The organism is Stenotrophomonas sp. YJH_SMC_19 (assembly GCF_059367915.1).
Genome location: NZ_JCAFRI010000002.1, coordinates 367962 through 383994 on the forward strand (window position 1 = coordinate 367962; position 16033 = coordinate 383994).

Sequence of the window (16033 nt, forward strand, 5' to 3'; positions counted from 1 at the left end):
ATCCAAACCGCTTTGTATGAACTCCGAGGCAGAATTTCGCATGCTCGCCCACAGCACGTAGCGCTTACGCCCCAAGCTGAGCGCATTCCATTCAGGCGATCCAATCGACTGAAGCCCGTCGCCTAGCTTCGGGTCCAACCGATGCTTCCGCAGAAGGTTTGCCAAGTACGCTCGAGCTTCGGTGGATGCCAGTGAAATTCCGAGATTCCGCCTCGCACTGGGCGTGCACTCAGCCGCCCACTGGGTGAGCGACCGGGTCAATGCCGACTCAAGGTTCAAGTCACTGCGAGACCACGGAGATTTGTAGGACCAAGCCAGGGGCTCATACAGAGATCTTGCGGCAAGCCGAGAACATTCGACTGGTTCGCGATGGAGGACGCGCAGCGTCGCAAGCGTGTCAAGTGCCTGCGAGGCCAACCCCTCAGCAGCTACCGGCGAACTAGCCGTTCTTGAGCGCTCTAGCGCGCACCACGCGCACGCAAGAAAGGGACCTATTGAACGAACGAAATTGTCCAGTTCTGGCCAGGGCGCGATGAGGGTCGGTTGGCTAACGACATAGGCCACACAGCCCTCAAATCGCGATACCAGTTGTCAGGATATCAACCTGCCCACAGACTGTCTATCTGACTTTCCGATATTGACCCTTAGGTGTTCTCTCCAGTTCAACGATATCTGAACATCCGATATCCTAGCCGTGCAGCGAATGAGCGGGGAGCGCCCCGGCGCACGACGCAGAACGTTACCGCATGTTGGGAGAGCCGAAATGATGCGCACCAGCGCTAGCCACCCGTTACTGATTGCAGAGTTGCCTGTTGGAGCCCATGGAGGCGGCATAGGGGTGACATTTGCGCCAGGCAAGTACCAGGAAGTCGCCATGACTGGAGCATGGGCGAGAGACCTAGATGTGGACGTCTCGGCTATTCAGGACTGGGGTGCCACTCACCTAGTCACCTTGCTTGAGCCTTGGGAGCTCAAGGACCTTCGAATCGAGAGCTTACCGGCGATAGTGGCGGGGAAGGGCATCTCTTGGCATGGACTGCCAATCACTGATGGAGCCGCACCAGACGACAGACTCCTCAAAGATTGGCTACAGCTAAGTGCTGAGCTCGTCGCTGACATGCTGAGCGGTCAAAGGATCGTGGTCCACTGCAAGGGGGGGTTGGGACGCGCGGGAACGGTCGCTGCCATGCTTTTGCTGCAGTCTGGCGAGGCCAAGCGGGCATCGGATGCCATCCACATGGTGCGGCATGCCAGGCCAGGCGCAATCGAAACGATTGCTCAAGAGGAGTTCCTAGAGTACTGGGCGCAGAGCCTTCACCCGGGCGGAGCTTGACCACTCAGGTGCGCAGTCAGGAACTCAAGGACGAGTTGCCTGTGGATCCAGAACTCGAGGGCTTCTTAGGTCTGGATCCAGAAATCGACGGCGTCTCCATAGTGGATCTTCGCGAGGGTTCAGGGCACATCAAAAATTCGCTGCCTCGAAAGCTAAGAACCTTGCTGTCGCACGAATCAGGGTCTTGTGCTGGGGCCGGACCAGCGCTATCGCTGACTAAGGCAGGGCAACCTCCAGGGACTGTACTGCGACGGCGCGATCAATAGACATCTGTCAGATGTATCGCCACCACTATCGATCTAATGAATGCTGACTCAGCCGATGCGTGCTGCCTTAGGAGTTACGATCTGACTGCACTCGTGGCCGAGGCGAAACGCCACGACGTACAGGACCGTGGCATCCATCGGCATACCTGAGCCCATCCGAATGACGACCTTACGCTGACCGTGCGACAGTGATACTCCCAGTTCCCGCAGGACCTCAATGCGCTGCTGCAGCCCGTCGTAGATGTCTAGCTTGTCGACTTCTGAATACAGGTCTTGGCAGTCGCGATACTCACGGTAGTAGTCGACCAGTGCAGCAAACTCGCTCGCCGCCTCGCGCGACAGCTCGAAAGCCGGTTCGGACAGATCCATGTCGCACGAAACGATCAGGCTGGCCAGCTCGCGCCCAGCAGCAAGCGGGGACACCGCCAGGGTGATGTAGTCGCGCTCAAACTGCGCTTGCGCCGCCTGCAGTTCCTCGTCTGTCGGCAGCGAGAAAGGCTTGTTGAGTGCATCGATGTCATTGAAATCGAAGGCGCGCGCCAGTGCGCGACGGGTGTCGAAACTGGCCGAGTCACCCTGCTCAACCCGCTGAACTGTTCGCACGTTCAGGCCCGAGATCTCGGCCAATTGTTCTTGCGACCAATGACGCAACTGGCGGAACTGGCGAATGCAGGCGCCAACCTCAGCAGCGGTAAGCAGGCGAGGCGGGGTCTTGGTGGTCATAGAAGATAACTCCGGAGGGGTAGGGAGCCCAGATTAGGAGGGTGCCGAACTTGGAAACATGACAGTCGCCCGACAGGCCCCCGACACAGATCAACTGCCAGGACTTGCCCCAACGAGAAATCCGGGGCAACTGCTTATGCGCCCGTGATGTTCTCCCCGTGCCCCCAGAGGGGGGCGAGGCCCAACTGCCTAGTCACTCACCACAGACCCCACCCTAGACGCGCAGGCGATCCGGGACAGCTCTATGGCGAGGGCTGATGGGGGGTCAATGGCTCCAACTCTGGCAAAACACCCCCAAATTGATGATGCAGTGCATTCATCCATGCCAGAACTGGTTCGCCTGGCCACAGGTGCGCCAGATTCAGAAGGGTTAGCATGGCAAGCGCATTGCTGTTCATGGCCACCCCCGCCAGAAGCGCGCCCGGGTAGCCATTTAACTGCCTTGCCAAGGGGTGAATCCCGGCATGGAGATAGGAGTTCAAGCCGACATAAAGGCATTGTCTGGCTCTGCCCAACAACTGTGATGCTCCTCGGGGCCCAGAGGACTCAAGCTTTACGAGCATGTCCTGAACGCCAGGGAGCCTCTTTGCCGCTTGCTGACTCTCCAGAGTCAGGGGCGCAAGAAGCTTCTCGATGTCGGTGTCGGTAGCTGCATAACATGCCCAGGTTGCACGCACGAGGGCCTCATACTGGGGCCGGACCAGCGAGATTGCTGACTGGGGCAGAGTAGCGATCAGGGACTGTACTGCCACGGCGTGATCAAGGGACATCTGGCAAAGTGCCGCCACCGCCGTCGATCTTCGGTCACGTCCATGCTCTATCTCCATCCAAGCGGCTCGAATTTCACCCAAGAGCTCTAAGGAGCCCTCCAGCACAGACGCCCGATCCTGGTCAGCCGATTGAGGCACAAGTCATCCTAGAATCGTGATCTGCAGGCAAGAGTAACGGCTCGTCCATCGGGCAAAGCCCTCAGTTGGCCGGCTGGGCTGCAGCATCTGTTAGCCGGTAATCTCTGCATTGCATCATCCGTGCATCAGCAATTTCTGCGTTGCGTCAGTCGCAAGTCAAATTTTTCTGCAATGGACCGTCTTGCACTGAAATTTTATTCCTCAAAAGCTGAAATCTCTGCAATGGCACCCTAAGAATGTCTGCGATGAACAGCGTTCTGGTCCGCGCGCGATTGCTTCCTATATTGCAACCATACGCTCAGCCAGCCAACCGCCGGGATCCATGATCGCGCGAGCGGACGATCCCGGTCGCAAATGGCTGGCTGCCGTCACTCTCGTGGCTTTGAGCGATCAAGGGGAGCAGTCTGGCCCACGTGTCGAACAGAAGCCTTGGATCTTGGTGGATCAGAAGCGAAACCCGCAGCGCATCTTCCATCGCCTTGAGGTAGCCGCGGCGTATCTCAAGTGCGTTCTCGCAAGCATTGGGGCGACCAAGAATTTGTGTGATCGCGGAGGCCATAGCAGTCTGGACAGGAGGGGAGGGGAAGGCGATAGTCTGCAAACGTCTAGACGATCCCGCAATGAGCATCCTCAACGTTCTCCTCACTCGTGACCACCTCGTCGTCGCAGCGGATACCCTGGCAGAGGATGCTCTCACAGGGGCGTATTCCGCGGGGGCAAAGCTGCTGCTGATCCCTCAGCACAACGTAGTGCTTGCTGCGCGCGGGTCTACGCAATTCTTCCTGGGGGGCTCGCAGAATTCGGAAAAAATCGTACGCTAAGGTTTTCCGGGCATCCGTAGGGGCCGAAACTTCCCGTCTTCCAGTCTGCGGCTCTGCCGCCAGACGTAATCGCCGGTGAGGTTGATGTGCTCCCAGCCCAGCGGCGACAGGAATTGCAGCAGCTCGCCGTCCACCGGCTTGCCGGCCTCGACCAACCCCTGGGTGGCGCGCTCCAGGTACACCGTGTTCCACAGCACGATAGCCGCCGTCACCAGGTTGAGGCCGCTGGCCCGGTAGCGCTGCTGCTCGAAGCTCCGATCCCTGATTTCCCCAAGGCGGTTGAAGAACACCGCCCTGGCCAGCGAGTTGCGCGCCTCACCTTTGTTCAGGCCGGCATGCACGCGGCGGCGCAGCTCAACACTTTGCAGCCAGTCTAGGATGAACAGCGTGCGTTCGATCCGGCCCAGCTCGCGCAGGGCCACGGCCAGGCCGTTCTGGCGCGGATAGCTGCCGAGCTTGCGCAGCATCAGCGAGGCAGTGACGGTGCCCTGTTTGATCGAGCTGGCCAGGCGCAGGATGTCGTCCCAATGGGCGCGGACGTGCTTGATGTTCAGGGTGCCGCCGATCAGCGGCCGCAGCGTCGGGTAGGTCTGCACGCCCTGCGGCACGTACAGCTTGGTTTCGCCGAGGTCGCGGATGCGCGGCGCGAAACGGAAGCCCAGCAGGTGCATCAGGGCGAAGACGTGATCGGTGAAGCCGGCCGTGTCGGTGTAGTGCTCCTCGATCCGCAGGTCGGACTCGTGGTACAGCAGGCCGTCGAGCACATAGGTGGAATCGCGCACGCCGACATTCACCACGCGGGTGCTGAACGGCGCGTACTGGTCGGAGATATGGGTGTAGAACAGCCGTCCCGGCTCACTGCCGTACTTCGGGTTGACGTGTCTGGTGCTCTCGCCCCGGCCGCCAGCCCGGAAACGCTGGCCATCGGAGGATGAGGTGGTGCCGTCGCCCCAGTGGGCGGCGAAGGCATGCTGGTACTGGTGGTTGACCAGCTCGGCCAGGGCCGCCGAATAGGTCTCGTCGCGGATGTGCCAGGCTTGCAGCCAGGACAGCTTGGCGTAGGTCAGACCGGGGCTCGACTCGGCCATCTTGGTCAGCCCGAGGTTGATCGCATCACCGAGGATCGCGGACAGCAGCAACGTCCGGTCTTTGGCCTCGGCCCCGTCCTTCAGGTGGGTGAAGTGGCGGCTGAAGCCCGTCCAGTCGTCCACGTCCATCAGCAGTTCGGTGATCTTGATGCGCGGCAGTAACTGACTGGTCTGGTCGATCAGCGCCTGCGCCCGATCCGGCACCGCCGCATCCAGCGGGGTGATCTTCAACCCGGACTCGGTGAGGATGGCATCGGGCAGCTCGTTGTCCTTGGCCAGGCGGGCGACAGTGGCCAACTGCTCGTCCAGCAGCTGCAAGCGCTCTTCCAGATACTGGTCGCTGTTCGGGTTGATCGCCAGCGGCAGGGCCTGTTCCCGCTTGAGCGCGGCGAACTTCTCGGCCGGCAGCAGGTAGTCGTCGAAGTCGCGGAACTGCCGCGAGCCCTTGACCCAGATGTCGCCGGAGCGCAGGGCGTTCTTCAGCTCGGACAGGGCGCAGATTTCGTAGAAGCGCCGGTCGAGGCCTTCCGGGGTGATCACCAGTGGCTTCCAGCGCGGCTTGATGAAGGCGGTGGGAGCATCGGCCGGCACCTTGCGCAGGTTGTCGGCGTTCATCTCGCGCAGCGTCTGCACGGCTGCCAGCACGCCCTGCGCGGCCGGGGCGGCGCGCAGCTCCAATACCTCCAGCAGAGCCGGCGTGTAGCGGCGCAGGGTGGCGAAGTTCTCGCCGACCAGGTGCAGGTGGTCGAAGCCCTCCGGCCGGGCCAGCAGCTCGGCTTCGCTGACGCTCTCGGTGAACTCGTCCCAGGGGATCACCGCCTCGATGGCGGCATAGGGGTCGCTGCCGGCTTCCTTGGCCTCCAGCAGCGCCTGGCCGATCTTGGAGTACAGGCGCACCTTGTCGTTGATCGCCTTGCCCTGCTTCTGGAACTGCTGCTGATGCTTGTGCTTCGCGCCGCTGAACAGCTTGACTAGGATGCGGTCGTGCAGATCCACCAGCTCATCAATCACGGTTGCAGTGCTCTCCAGCACCACGGCGGCCAGGGTCGCATAGCGCCGCTGCGGCTCGAACTTGCCGAGGTCTTTGGGCGTCATCTGCCCACCCTCGCGGGCCAGCTTGAGCAGGCGGTTCTGGTGGATGTGCCGGCCCAGGACTTCGGGCAAGTCCACCAGCTGAAATGTCTTCAGCCGCTCGATGTGCTCAAGCATGTGCCGAGAGTTGGGTTTCAGCGGTGCCTGGCGCAGCCAGGTCAACCAGGTGATGCTGCTGCCGGCCTTGAGCTTCAACAGCTCGTCCAGCTTGGCCCGATGCGAGTCCGTGAGCGGTTCAACCAGGGCGCGGTAGACCCGCCGATTGGCCCGTGCAATGGCCTCCGAGCAAGCCCGGTCGATCACGCTCAACGCCGGCAGGATGCGTCGCTTCTGCCGCAGGCTCTCCAGCGCCTGGCCGGCCAGCAGCAAGCCCTTGTCGGTCTGCTGGGCCAGTTCGGTCAGCTCGCGCACCAGGGCGCGGAAGTCGGACAGGCCGAACGGGGCCAGTTGAAGGTAGGTGCGCAGTTCCTGGGCGTGCTCGCGACGGGTCACATCGCGCTCGCCGTACTTCGTCCAACTCGCCGGATCGGTCTGGACTTGCTTGGCCACCCACAGGATGACCGGTTCGGGCAGCTCGCTGTCAGTGCCCAACGCATAGCCGGGGTAGCGCAGCAGGCAGAGTTGCACGGCGAAGCCGAGGCGGTTGGCGTCGCCGCGCCGCTGACGGATCAGCGACAGGTCGGAGTCGTTGAAGGTGTAGTAGCGGATCAGGTCATCCTGGCTTTCTGGCAACGCGAGCAGGGTGCCCCGCTCCGTGGCCGAGAGGATCAAGCGACGCGGCATGTGTCAGTCGTCCGTGCGGAGGTACTGGTAGAGGGTTTCCCGGCTGATGTTGAACTCGCGGGCAAGCTGCGCCTTGGGCTCGCCGGCCGTCGCTCGCTGCCGCAGGGTAGCAGCCTGCTCATCGGACAGGGCTTTCTTGCGGCCCCGGTACGCGCCACGCTGCTTGGCCAAGGTGATGCCCTCACGCTGCCGCTCGCGGATCAGGGCGCGCTCGAACTCAGCGAAGGCCCCCATCACCGACAGCATCAGGTTGGCCATCGGCGAGTCCTCGCCAGTGAACACCAGGCCCTCCTTCAGGAACTCGATGCGCACGCCGCGTTGAGTCAGCTTCTGTACCAAGCGACGCAGGTCATCGAGGTTGCGGGCCAGCCGGTCCATGCTGTGCACCACCACTGTATCGCCTTCGCGGACGAAGCTCAGCAGCGCTTCGAGCTGGGGGCGCTGGGTGTCCTTGCCCGATGCCTTGTCGGTGAACACCTTGCTCACCTGTGTCTGTTCCAGCTGGCGTTCCGGGTTCTGGTCGAAGCTGCTGACCCGGACGTAGCCGATGCGGTGCCCCTGCACGATGTCTCCTTGGTTGAAGGCGGCTTAAGTGCTCCTTCTGTTCCGTTGTGCCTCAAACCCCGTTTCTGTCAGGCTGAAATCTATGACCTTCGCAGGCATGTGTCAAAAAATGCGAAAGATGACTCTATTCTGACTAAGCGGCGCGGCCCTGCCTGACATCCAGTTAGGGTATGCCTCAATCTGACGGTAGCGAGTCGCAGGCGTTCGGATCGGCATCGGTTTCGTTCCCTGTCTTGGCACGCGCTTCGAAGCGTTGATAACACTCCAACCCGCAGAAGTGCTCGACGTATTCCGCGCCTTCCGGGGTGAAGGCGGCATCGAGCGGGATTTCCTTGCAGCACACGCAGCAACTGGTGGTGGTCGAGTCACTTGCATTCATGGTGGCACCCCTCCATTGACTGACGAAGACGGCGAATGCCGCCGCCGGCATTGGCTTCGCGAACAGGAAGCCTTGTCCTGTGTCGCAGTCCGCTTGTCGCAATAGATCAAGACTCGCCGATGTTTCCACGCCTTCAGCCACCACATCCATGCCCAGCCCGTGCGCAAGCTGAATCACGGTGTGCACGATGGTTTGGTCGCGGCGGTCGTTGGCGAGCCCGGCGACAAACGATTGGTCGATCTTGAGCGTGCTGATTGGGCAGCACTTCAGATGTTGCAGACAGGAATACCCCGTCCCGAAGTCATCGGCGGAGAAGCGCACACCGATCTGCCGCAAGGCGTCCAGGGCGGGGAAGATCGCCGGATCACCAAACGCGACCGATTCGGTCAGCTCGATTTCGAGATACTCGGCGGGCAACTCGGCATCAGCCAGCACGCCCTTTACCCACCCGTCGAAGTCCGGTCCCACTTGGCTCGCCGAAACATTGACGGCCAGCCGGAACGGTCGCCATGCCAGCATTCGCCAGTCACGCATCTGGCGGCAGGCTTCGCCCAGCACCCAAGCGCCGATTTCAGGCATCAGGCCGGACGATTCGACCACGGGCAGGAACTGGCCCGGTGGCAATAGTCCAAGCGTCGGATGACGCCAGCGCAACAGGGCTTCCGCGCCGACAATCCCACCACTGCGCAGATCGACGACGGGCTGGTAGTGCAGTTCAAGCTGCCCGCGCTCGACCGCTTGGGCCAGTTCCGGCGTCGTCCATCCATCCGGCCGGAAAGCGCTCATTCTCTTTCCCTGAATGCCCGCAACGCCCGCGACAGGGACAGAAGGAACAGGCCGGTCAAACCGAGCGCCGCGATGACCCAATGCTCGCCGAGGAAAGCACCGGCGGTTGTGCCGGCCAGCACGACAGCGAGGATGGGCAGGTGGCAGGGGCAAGTCAGCACAGCCAGTCCGCCCCACAGGTAGCCGGTGATCGGTTTGTGCGTCTCGGACGGCAAGCGCTCGGGGTTGTTCATGGCAGACTCTCCGCGTGCTGTGCCGGCTCGGTCGGCAGGGTGGCCAACTGCACTTCCAGATCGGCCAACGCTTCGCGCCGACGCTCGACGAACTGACGCAGCAGGGCAAGCTGCGCGGCCGCTTCGTCGCCGTCCGCCGCATCCAGCGCCCGGCACAGCCGCGCCAGCGCGTCGAGGCCGATGCCCGCCTCGAAGGCCGCCCGCACGAAGCACAGCCGTTGCAAGGCGGCGTCATCGAACAAGCCGTAGCCGCCTGGTGTGCACGCCACCGGGCGCAGCAATCCGCGCAGCAGGTAGTCGCGCACGATATGCACGCTCACCCCGGCATCAAGAGCCAGCCGGGACACCGTGTAGGCGTTCATTGAACACCTCCTTTTTCTCACCCGGCGCAGCAGGAAAGCTGCTTCACATCCTTGTTGAAGGTCTGCGCCGCGAGCTTCAACCCCTCGACCATCGTCAGGTAGGGGAACAACTGGTCGGCCAGTTCCTGCACCGTCATGCGGTTGCGAATGGCCAGAGCCGCCGTCTGGATCAGTTCACCCGCTTCCGGCGCGACCGCCTGTACGCCGATCAGCCGATGGCTGCCTTCCTCGATAACCAACTTGATGAAGCCGCGTGTGTCGAAGTTGGCGAGCGCACGCGGCACGTTGTCCAAGGTCAAGGTGCGGCTGTCGGTCTCGATCCCGTCGTGGTGGGCTTCCGCCTCGCTGTAGCCCACGGTCGCCACTTGCGGATCGGTGAACACCACGGCCGGCATTGCGGTCAGGTCGAGCGCCGCATCGCCGCCGGTCATGTTGATCGCGGCACGGGTGCCGGCCGCTGCCGCCACATAGACGAACTGCGGCTGGTCGGTGCAGTCGCCGGCCGCGTAGATGTTCGGGTTGCTCGTGCGCATGCCTTGGTCGATGACGATGGCACCTTGCGCATTGACAGTGACCCCCGCTGCGTCCAGCGCGAGGCTGCGCGTGTTCGGTGTCCGACCGGTGGCAACCAGCAGTTTGTCGGCGCGCAATTCACCGTGCGTGGTGGTCAGCACGAATTCACCGTCCATATGGGCGACCTGGCTGGCTTGCGTGTGCTCCAGCACCTCGATGCCCTCGGCACGGAAAGCGGCTGTCACCGCCTCGCCGATGGCCGGGTCTTCACGGAAGAACAAGGTATTGCGCGCCAGGACCGTGACCTTGCTGCCCAGCCGGGCAAAGGCTTGCGCCAGCTCCAGCGCCACCACCGACGAGCCGATTACGGCAAGGCGTTCGGGAATGGTGTCGCTCGCCAGGGCCTCGGTGGAAGTCCAGTAGGGTGACTCTTTCAAGCCCGGAATCGGCGGGACCGCCGGGCTGGCACCCGTGGCGACCAGGCAGCGGTCGAACATCACGACGCGCTCGCCACCCTCGTTCAAACGGACGGTAAGGCTCTGGTCGTCCTTGAAGCGCGCCTCACCGTGCACAACGGTGATGGCCGGATTACCGCCCAGGATGCCTTCGTACTTGGCGTGCCGCAGTTCGTCGACGCGGGCCTGCTGCTGGGCCAGCAGCTTACTGCGGTCAATCGTAGGCACAGTTGCCGCAATACCGCCATCGAACGGGCTTTCCCGGCGCAGATGGGCGATGTGGGCGGCGCGGATCATGATCTTGGACGGCACACAGCCGACATTGACGCAGGTGCCGCCGATGGTGCCGCGCTCGATCAGCGTGACCTGCGCGCCTTGCTCGACGGCCTTCAGCGCCGCCGCCATCGCGGCTCCACCGCTGCCAATGACCGCTACCTGCACCGGGGGCTCGTTGCCACTGTGCTTTTCGGCGGCGGCCATCCATCCCCGCACCTTGTCGAGCAGTCCGACGCGGTTGTCCGCCAGTGGCGCATCGGCTAGCGTTGCCTTGTAGCCCAGTCCGGCCACGGCGGCAGTCAGCGCGTCCGGCGATGTGCCCGGCACGATGGCGAGTTGCGCTGTGCCCTTCGGATAGGACACCAGCGCCGACTGCACGCCTGGCACTTTTTCCAGCGCTTCCTTGACGTGCGCCGCGCACGAGTCGCAAGTCATGCCGGTGATTTTTAGATGGGTCATGCAACAGATCCTTTATCGTTTGTGGCGCCAGACAATGACGTCCGTTGTGCTGCGGTGCCGTTTTCAGTGACTCACTGCTTGACGCTGGACGGATAGCCCGCGTCTGCGGTTGCCTTGGTCAGCTTCTGCACGCTGGTCTTGGCATCGTCGAAGGTGACGACCGCTTGGCGTGTCTCGAAAGTCACGTCAACTTTGCTGACGCCTTCGACCTTGGAAATCGCCTTCTTGACAGTGATCGGGCAGGCGGAGCAGGTCATGCCCGGTACGGACAGCGTGACGGTCTGGGTGGCGGCCCAGACGGGGGCAACAACGGCGGCGAGGGCGAGGGAGGCAAACAGTTTCTTCATGGTGAACTCCGATCAGTAGAAAAATGGCATGACGTAGGGAAATCCGAGCGCGACCAGAACCAGCGCGGCCACGATCCAGAAAATGAGCTTGTAAGTAGCTCGCACTTGGGGAATCGCGCAGACCTCACCCGGTTTGCAGGCCGCTGCCTGCCGGTAGATGCGCCGCCAGGCGAAGAACAACGCCACCAGCGCCACGCCGATAAAGATGGGGCGATAGGGTTCCAACACCGCCAAGTTGCCGATCCAAGCGCCGCTGAACCCCAAGGCGATCAGAACCAACGGCCCGAGGCAGCAAGCCGAGGCGAGGATGGCGGCAAGCCCTCCAGTGAAGAGCGCGCCGCGCCCGGTTTTTGGTTCAGACATGCGCTTGTCCTTTCGAATTGAAATTGGATAGCGTAACCTTACTTCCGTACTCATGTACGGAGTCAAGCGATATGGAAAACAATTTGGAGAACCTGACCATTGGCGTTTTCGCCAAGGCGGCCGGGGTCAATGTGGAGACCATCCGTTTCTATCAGCGCAAGGGCTTGTTGCTGGAGCCTGACAAGCCCTATGGCAGCATCCGCCGCTATGGCGAGGCGAATGTAACGCGGGTGCGCTTCGTGAAATCAGCCCAGCGGCTGGGCTTCAGCCTGGATGAGATCGCCGAGCTGCTGCGGCTGGAGGATGGCACCCATTGCGAGGAAGCCAGCAGTCTGGCCGAGCACAAGCTCAAGGACGTGCGCGAGAAAATGGCTGACCTGGCGCGCATGGAGGCCGTGCTGTCTGAGTTGGTGCGCGCCTGCCATGCGCGAAGGGGGAACGTTTCCTGCCCGCTGATCGCGTCACTACAGGGTGGAGCAAGCTTGGCAGGTTCGGCTATGCCTTAGCGTGCTTTATTTTCCGTTTTCTGAGACGACCCCTTAGAAAGCCTAGTCAAAGAGCTGTCACGAGAACACCGTTAGCTTAGCGTACGATTTTTTCCGAATTCTGCGGTTCCCCCTTCCTCCGCATCTACGAGCTTGCACTGCAGGCCAGCTTCCGCGCAGATTTCACAATAGAACAGCTATCTGCCGAGCTAGGGCTGGTGGTGGACCAACTCTGGCCGAACTTTGAGAAAGCGGTTAGCGAAGCGGGATTGCCGATCGAGCAACTCGGGACCGAGTTGGTGCTTGGTGGATGGTCGTTGAAGAACGGCCGGATGATGGCCACGGCGTATGCGAAGAGTGACAGCCGGCGCCCTTGCGTTGTCCAGCCGATCGGGGGGCAGATGGCGTCGCCGGGCGAACCGCTCCAGGCCGCGACCCCTAGCATGGCCCAGGTGGATCTGCTGGCCCATGCGCGTCTCCAGGTCAGCTACCTCAATGGGCAATTGGGCCGGAAAGTAGCAGGAGGTCGACTGCTAGTTGGGTTTCTGCAGAAGGGGCAAGCCCTGCTCAAGGATCTAGGAGAGATCTAGGTCGCGGGAGTCAAATACGCTAGGGGCTGAAATCGAAGTTCAGGTCTGGCCCTAAGGCAGAAGGCCAAAGCAGACCAAGGTCGTCCGTGGATTTGGGATGTTTATCGAGGGCAGGGTGGATGTCCGCTTCTGGCCGGAAGCGGACATTGGGCGGCGACCGGCCCGGTGATGGCATCCGCCTTCGACCCAAAGCGGGCATCGTTCTCGACACACCTGAGTTGATCCGTACTCCAAAGCCTGTTTCCGCTACCCCTTGTAGTGCTCGACGTAGAGCCCCAAAGCTGCCAACGACGCATACACGGCGGACCCAGCGTTGGTCGCGTACAAGGCAAAGGGAACCGGAGGATCGCAGGGAACTGTTGCGATGAACCACGGAGCTGAGCTCGTCAAGCTCGTCCTAGGTGATGTGAGGAATCCTAGCTCCCTACGCATACCTAGCGCCTCGCGGACGTACGCCTTGTTCCAGCCGCCAGTCTTGCACGAGACCCCAAGAAGTAACTCCGTAAATGCGGGATAGCGACGGGTCTTAATCGGACGATATACACCGACGTCAATCTCGTGACGGTCAGCCGCTTTGACCACCGTCGTGCCTTTCCAGCTATGGCTTAGTGTGGTGACCTGCACTGAAATCCTAATCTCGAGCTTCTCAGTAGACGTAGATCCACTGATGTAATCGTGATCCGGATGGTTTGCTTTGCATGGAGATCCTCCAAACGTCAGGACGCCTGCCATCTTGGGGGTACACGTGAGCTTGTAGCCCGCACTATCGATGATTCGCAGAAGCCTAAGCAGCACCCGAAGTTCGTAAGCCTTTCCTTGCGCGTAGGGAGACCCGCTCGCCTTAGCACGCGAAATGGCTGCTTTCACAGCGTTGAGGATTGCTAACTTACTGATCGTCACAGTCGCGGTCCTCGTGGCGCGTGTTCCTCGCGAGGGTCGTCCGGTGGCAGATATCGAGCGATATAGGCCTCAAGATCTGCCTGCTCGTGATCCGTCAAACGCTGGGGTGATACAGTTGGTAGATGTGACCGGATTGAGCGAACTCGGCGACCTTCTGGTGTCTCAACAGTGTAATGAACGTCCTCCAGTCCGGTGAGACCTTGGACCAGCTTCCCGATCTCACCCAAGGTTTGCGAGAGGGCGTCTTGGGTCGTCACAGGTCTAAAATCGAGAACCGCCGCAAGTGCGGCTGCAGCTTGTGCATTCGTGTCGTCCTCGTAATCAGACATCGCCTGAACAATCGCGGAGCGAAGCGATCTAACAATTTGTGGATCAAGCTCAGACGCAAGGGCTAGCGCCTTCCCTATCTCCCTAATTACCTCTTCACCACCTTGATCTTCTGCCATTCACAACTCCACAGCTGTAGACATTAACGGGCCGCGCGGGATGAACCGCCCGGATTCTCTAAATTCAATTGCCGAAGGTTGCCGTTGGCAATGTTCCTTAAGAGTAAGGCACAGTGCGGTTTGGTTCCATAAGCGGATCGCGCTGGCTGTATCCCGAAGTGTGCGATGACGCCGAAGCTGGATAGTGTCGCTGAATTGGACCATCAGGCACTTAGGTCTGAGCCCTGATACAGATTGATGATATGACTCCAAGTCGCGTACGGGCTGCGAAGAGCACCGGCTACTTTGGTCCGCTTCTGACCGAAAGCGGACATTCGTTTAACCAAGGGTGAAGGAAACTTTTAGGGCCAGGATGGACTTCAACTCTCTCGTTCGCTCGCTTCTATCCGATGCGAAGATGCGCCGTAACAAGCCTCTGCGAGACTAGTGCGCGAGCCAGGTCGCTGACATTGCTCCATGGCCTATGACGTGCCCCGCACCCGCTGGTCAAATGGAACCGCCCTCGGCACCATGGGCACGACCATCTAAGGAGTTCTTCATGCTCTACCAAGATAAGTACGTCGCCTTCATCGACATGCTCGGGTTCTCCGCACTTGTCCAAGAGTCGGCAGCCGACATGAGCAAGCTTGATGAAATAGCAGAGGCCATCGACAGACTAAAGAACACAGCGTGCTGCAACCCAGCAACAGGACTTTTGTTCACTTACTTCAGCGACTGCATCGTCATATCAAGCAGCCGCTCTCCTGCTGGCCTTGCCGACATCCTGAGCTGCATCAGAATGTTGGCCGAGAACCTGCTAGTGGTTGATATATTGATACGTGGAGGGCTCACAGTTGGAAGCATTCATCATGATTCTCAGATGATCTTCGGACCGGCGATGCTGGACGCCTATCGCATGGAATGTAAGGAAGCACGCAATCCCATGGTGCTCGTGAGCGAAGAGGTGCGATCGGATGCTCGCGCTGCGGGGTTAAGCAACCTGTTGACGTGGGATGACGAAGAGCCAGACCGCCACTATGTCCACTATCTGATCTCGTACAGCGCTTATGACTCTAATCCAAGGGCGGGCGTCGTGATTCTCGATAGCCAGGCCGCTCTCATCCGGCATTTCATCGCCAAGAGGCTGCTAGGCGCTCCGGGTAAGATCCTGGATAAAGCCGAGTGGATGGAACGATATTGGAACGAGAAGGTGGCGACAGGTGGAATTCTCGGACGTGTTGACAGGGTCGCAGACCTTGTTAGGCCCAATGCGCGACCATTTCGCAGCAGACTCGCCGTTCTAGCACCGCAACCGGGCGCCACTAGTGTGGACTAGCGAATCAGGCAAGCAGCTGCCGATTCCTTGCAAAGATTCAATTCAATTGGCCATACGGAAGCACGTGCAATCCCTGATGGCAGTCGGGACCACCATCTCCCCATTGCCAGCCGCGTCTGAACCAGCGCCCGGAACGCTTCAGCGGAAGGGGCTGGTCCCTTCCGCTGGTGCCTGCCCTGGTTGCACCGGCTATGCGCGGCCACCACGTTCCCGGACACGTCTCTGCCCCCGTCCTGTTGGGCCACCAGGTGCTCGGCGGTGCATTGAAAGGCTCGGGCCTTACTGGCCTTCAGCCCGAGCTCTGAGGGTGCAGTGAGCCACATCGGCAGGCCGCAATAGAAGCAACGGCCCGATTGGGCGTAGAAGGCAGAAGTGCGAAGGGATCTGCGGCGTTTGGCGGTCATGGATGGCTCCGGAATCGAAGGATTCCCGTGCCCCCATTGGGTGGACCTCGGGCACCCGGAGCCTATTGGCTATGCGGGCACAACACCGGCGCTTTATAGCGACTGGCTAAGGCGTTATAGCTCAGCGCTTGAGCCGCTACAA

At 61.1% G+C, this 16033-nt stretch carries 16 protein-coding genes; 4 read left to right on the forward strand and 12 right to left on the reverse strand.

Annotated elements, in window-relative coordinates:
- The first annotated feature begins 874 nt into the window (after nucleotides 1-874).
- The gene (locus AC5P5R_RS04280) at nucleotides 875-1333 is read left to right on the forward strand and encodes a cyclin-dependent kinase inhibitor 3 family protein (protein ID WP_021201830.1); all 459 of its coding nucleotides are present in this window, start codon (nucleotides 875-877) and stop codon (nucleotides 1331-1333) included.
- Nucleotides 1334-1647: 314 nt separating this feature from the next.
- Here the strand turns inward: AC5P5R_RS04280 and AC5P5R_RS04285 are convergent, their stop codons facing one another.
- The 3 genes from AC5P5R_RS04285 to AC5P5R_RS04295 form a co-directional block, all read right to left on the reverse strand.
- Nucleotides 1648-2322 carry a helix-turn-helix domain-containing protein gene (locus AC5P5R_RS04285; RefSeq protein ID WP_005413401.1) on the reverse strand — a complete coding sequence of 225 codons (675 nt, stop codon included), beginning with the start codon at nucleotides 2320-2322 and terminating at the stop codon, nucleotides 1648-1650.
- Between the two features lie 242 nt (nucleotides 2323-2564).
- Nucleotides 2565-3149: a DUF6988 family protein gene (locus AC5P5R_RS04290; RefSeq protein WP_401750236.1), complete on the reverse strand. Its 585-nt coding sequence runs from the start codon at nucleotides 3147-3149 to the stop codon at nucleotides 2565-2567.
- A gap of 379 nt (nucleotides 3150-3528) precedes the next feature.
- Nucleotides 3529-3789: a hypothetical protein gene (locus AC5P5R_RS04295; RefSeq protein WP_049401600.1), complete on the reverse strand. Its 261-nt coding sequence runs from the start codon at nucleotides 3787-3789 to the stop codon at nucleotides 3529-3531.
- A 61-nt stretch (nucleotides 3790-3850) separates the two neighbouring features.
- Between AC5P5R_RS04295 and AC5P5R_RS04300 the strand changes: the two genes are divergently transcribed.
- Nucleotides 3851-4051, forward strand: coding sequence for a hypothetical protein (locus tag AC5P5R_RS04300; protein ID WP_032966765.1), 201 nt, complete (start codon nucleotides 3851-3853; stop codon nucleotides 4049-4051).
- On the opposite strand, the gene AC5P5R_RS04305 is transcribed toward AC5P5R_RS04300, so the two are convergent.
- From AC5P5R_RS04305 to merT, 8 genes are all read right to left on the reverse strand, one after another.
- Nucleotides 4048-7014, reverse strand: coding sequence for a Tn3-like element TnAs1 family transposase (locus AC5P5R_RS04305; RefSeq protein ID WP_005413400.1), 2967 nt, complete (start codon nucleotides 7012-7014; stop codon nucleotides 4048-4050). The genes AC5P5R_RS04300 and AC5P5R_RS04305 overlap by 4 nt on opposite strands.
- A 3-nt stretch (nucleotides 7015-7017) precedes the next feature.
- Nucleotides 7018-7578 (reverse strand): recombinase family protein, encoded by a 561-nt coding sequence (locus AC5P5R_RS04310; protein ID WP_010921730.1) that lies wholly within the window; start codon nucleotides 7576-7578, stop codon nucleotides 7018-7020.
- 175 nt (nucleotides 7579-7753) lie between these two features.
- Nucleotides 7754-8743, reverse strand: coding sequence for a DUF3330 domain-containing protein (locus AC5P5R_RS04315; RefSeq protein ID WP_164281485.1), 990 nt, complete (start codon nucleotides 8741-8743; stop codon nucleotides 7754-7756).
- On the reverse strand, nucleotides 8740-8976 hold the full coding sequence (merE, locus tag AC5P5R_RS04320; protein ID WP_003132004.1) for a broad-spectrum mercury transporter MerE: 237 nt from the start codon (nucleotides 8974-8976) through the stop codon (nucleotides 8740-8742). The genes AC5P5R_RS04315 and merE overlap by 4 nt, the downstream gene beginning before the upstream one ends.
- Nucleotides 8973-9338, reverse strand: a complete 366-nt coding sequence (merD, locus tag AC5P5R_RS04325; RefSeq protein WP_000995360.1) for a mercury resistance co-regulator MerD — start codon at nucleotides 9336-9338, stop codon at nucleotides 8973-8975. Before merD ends, merE begins: the two co-directional genes overlap by 4 nt.
- Before the next feature lie 17 nt (nucleotides 9339-9355).
- The gene (merA, locus tag AC5P5R_RS04330; protein WP_003156770.1) at nucleotides 9356-11041 is read right to left on the reverse strand and encodes a mercury(II) reductase; all 1686 of its coding nucleotides are present in this window, start codon (nucleotides 11039-11041) and stop codon (nucleotides 9356-9358) included.
- A 71-nt stretch (nucleotides 11042-11112) separates the two neighbouring features.
- The gene (gene merP / locus AC5P5R_RS04335) at nucleotides 11113-11388 is read right to left on the reverse strand and encodes a mercury resistance system periplasmic binding protein MerP (protein ID WP_003131987.1); all 276 of its coding nucleotides are present in this window, start codon (nucleotides 11386-11388) and stop codon (nucleotides 11113-11115) included.
- 12 nt (nucleotides 11389-11400) lie between these two features.
- Nucleotides 11401-11751, reverse strand: coding sequence for a mercuric ion transporter MerT (gene merT, locus AC5P5R_RS04340; protein WP_003131974.1), 351 nt, complete (start codon nucleotides 11749-11751; stop codon nucleotides 11401-11403).
- 71 nt (nucleotides 11752-11822) lie between these two features.
- Here merT and merR point away from each other — a divergent pair, with 71 nt between their 5' ends.
- The gene (gene merR, locus AC5P5R_RS04345) at nucleotides 11823-12257 is read left to right on the forward strand and encodes a mercury resistance transcriptional regulator MerR (protein WP_005413387.1); all 435 of its coding nucleotides are present in this window, start codon (nucleotides 11823-11825) and stop codon (nucleotides 12255-12257) included.
- Between the two features lie 2453 nt (nucleotides 12258-14710).
- The gene (locus tag AC5P5R_RS04350) at nucleotides 14711-15487 is read left to right on the forward strand and encodes a hypothetical protein (protein ID WP_032966761.1); all 777 of its coding nucleotides are present in this window, start codon (nucleotides 14711-14713) and stop codon (nucleotides 15485-15487) included.
- On the opposite strand, the gene AC5P5R_RS04355 is transcribed toward AC5P5R_RS04350, so the two are convergent.
- Nucleotides 15484-15891, reverse strand: coding sequence for an HNH endonuclease (locus AC5P5R_RS04355; protein ID WP_349675278.1), 408 nt, complete (start codon nucleotides 15889-15891; stop codon nucleotides 15484-15486). The two genes, AC5P5R_RS04350 and AC5P5R_RS04355, sit on opposite strands and share 4 nt — an antisense overlap.
- Nucleotides 15892-16033 lie beyond the last annotated feature (142 nt).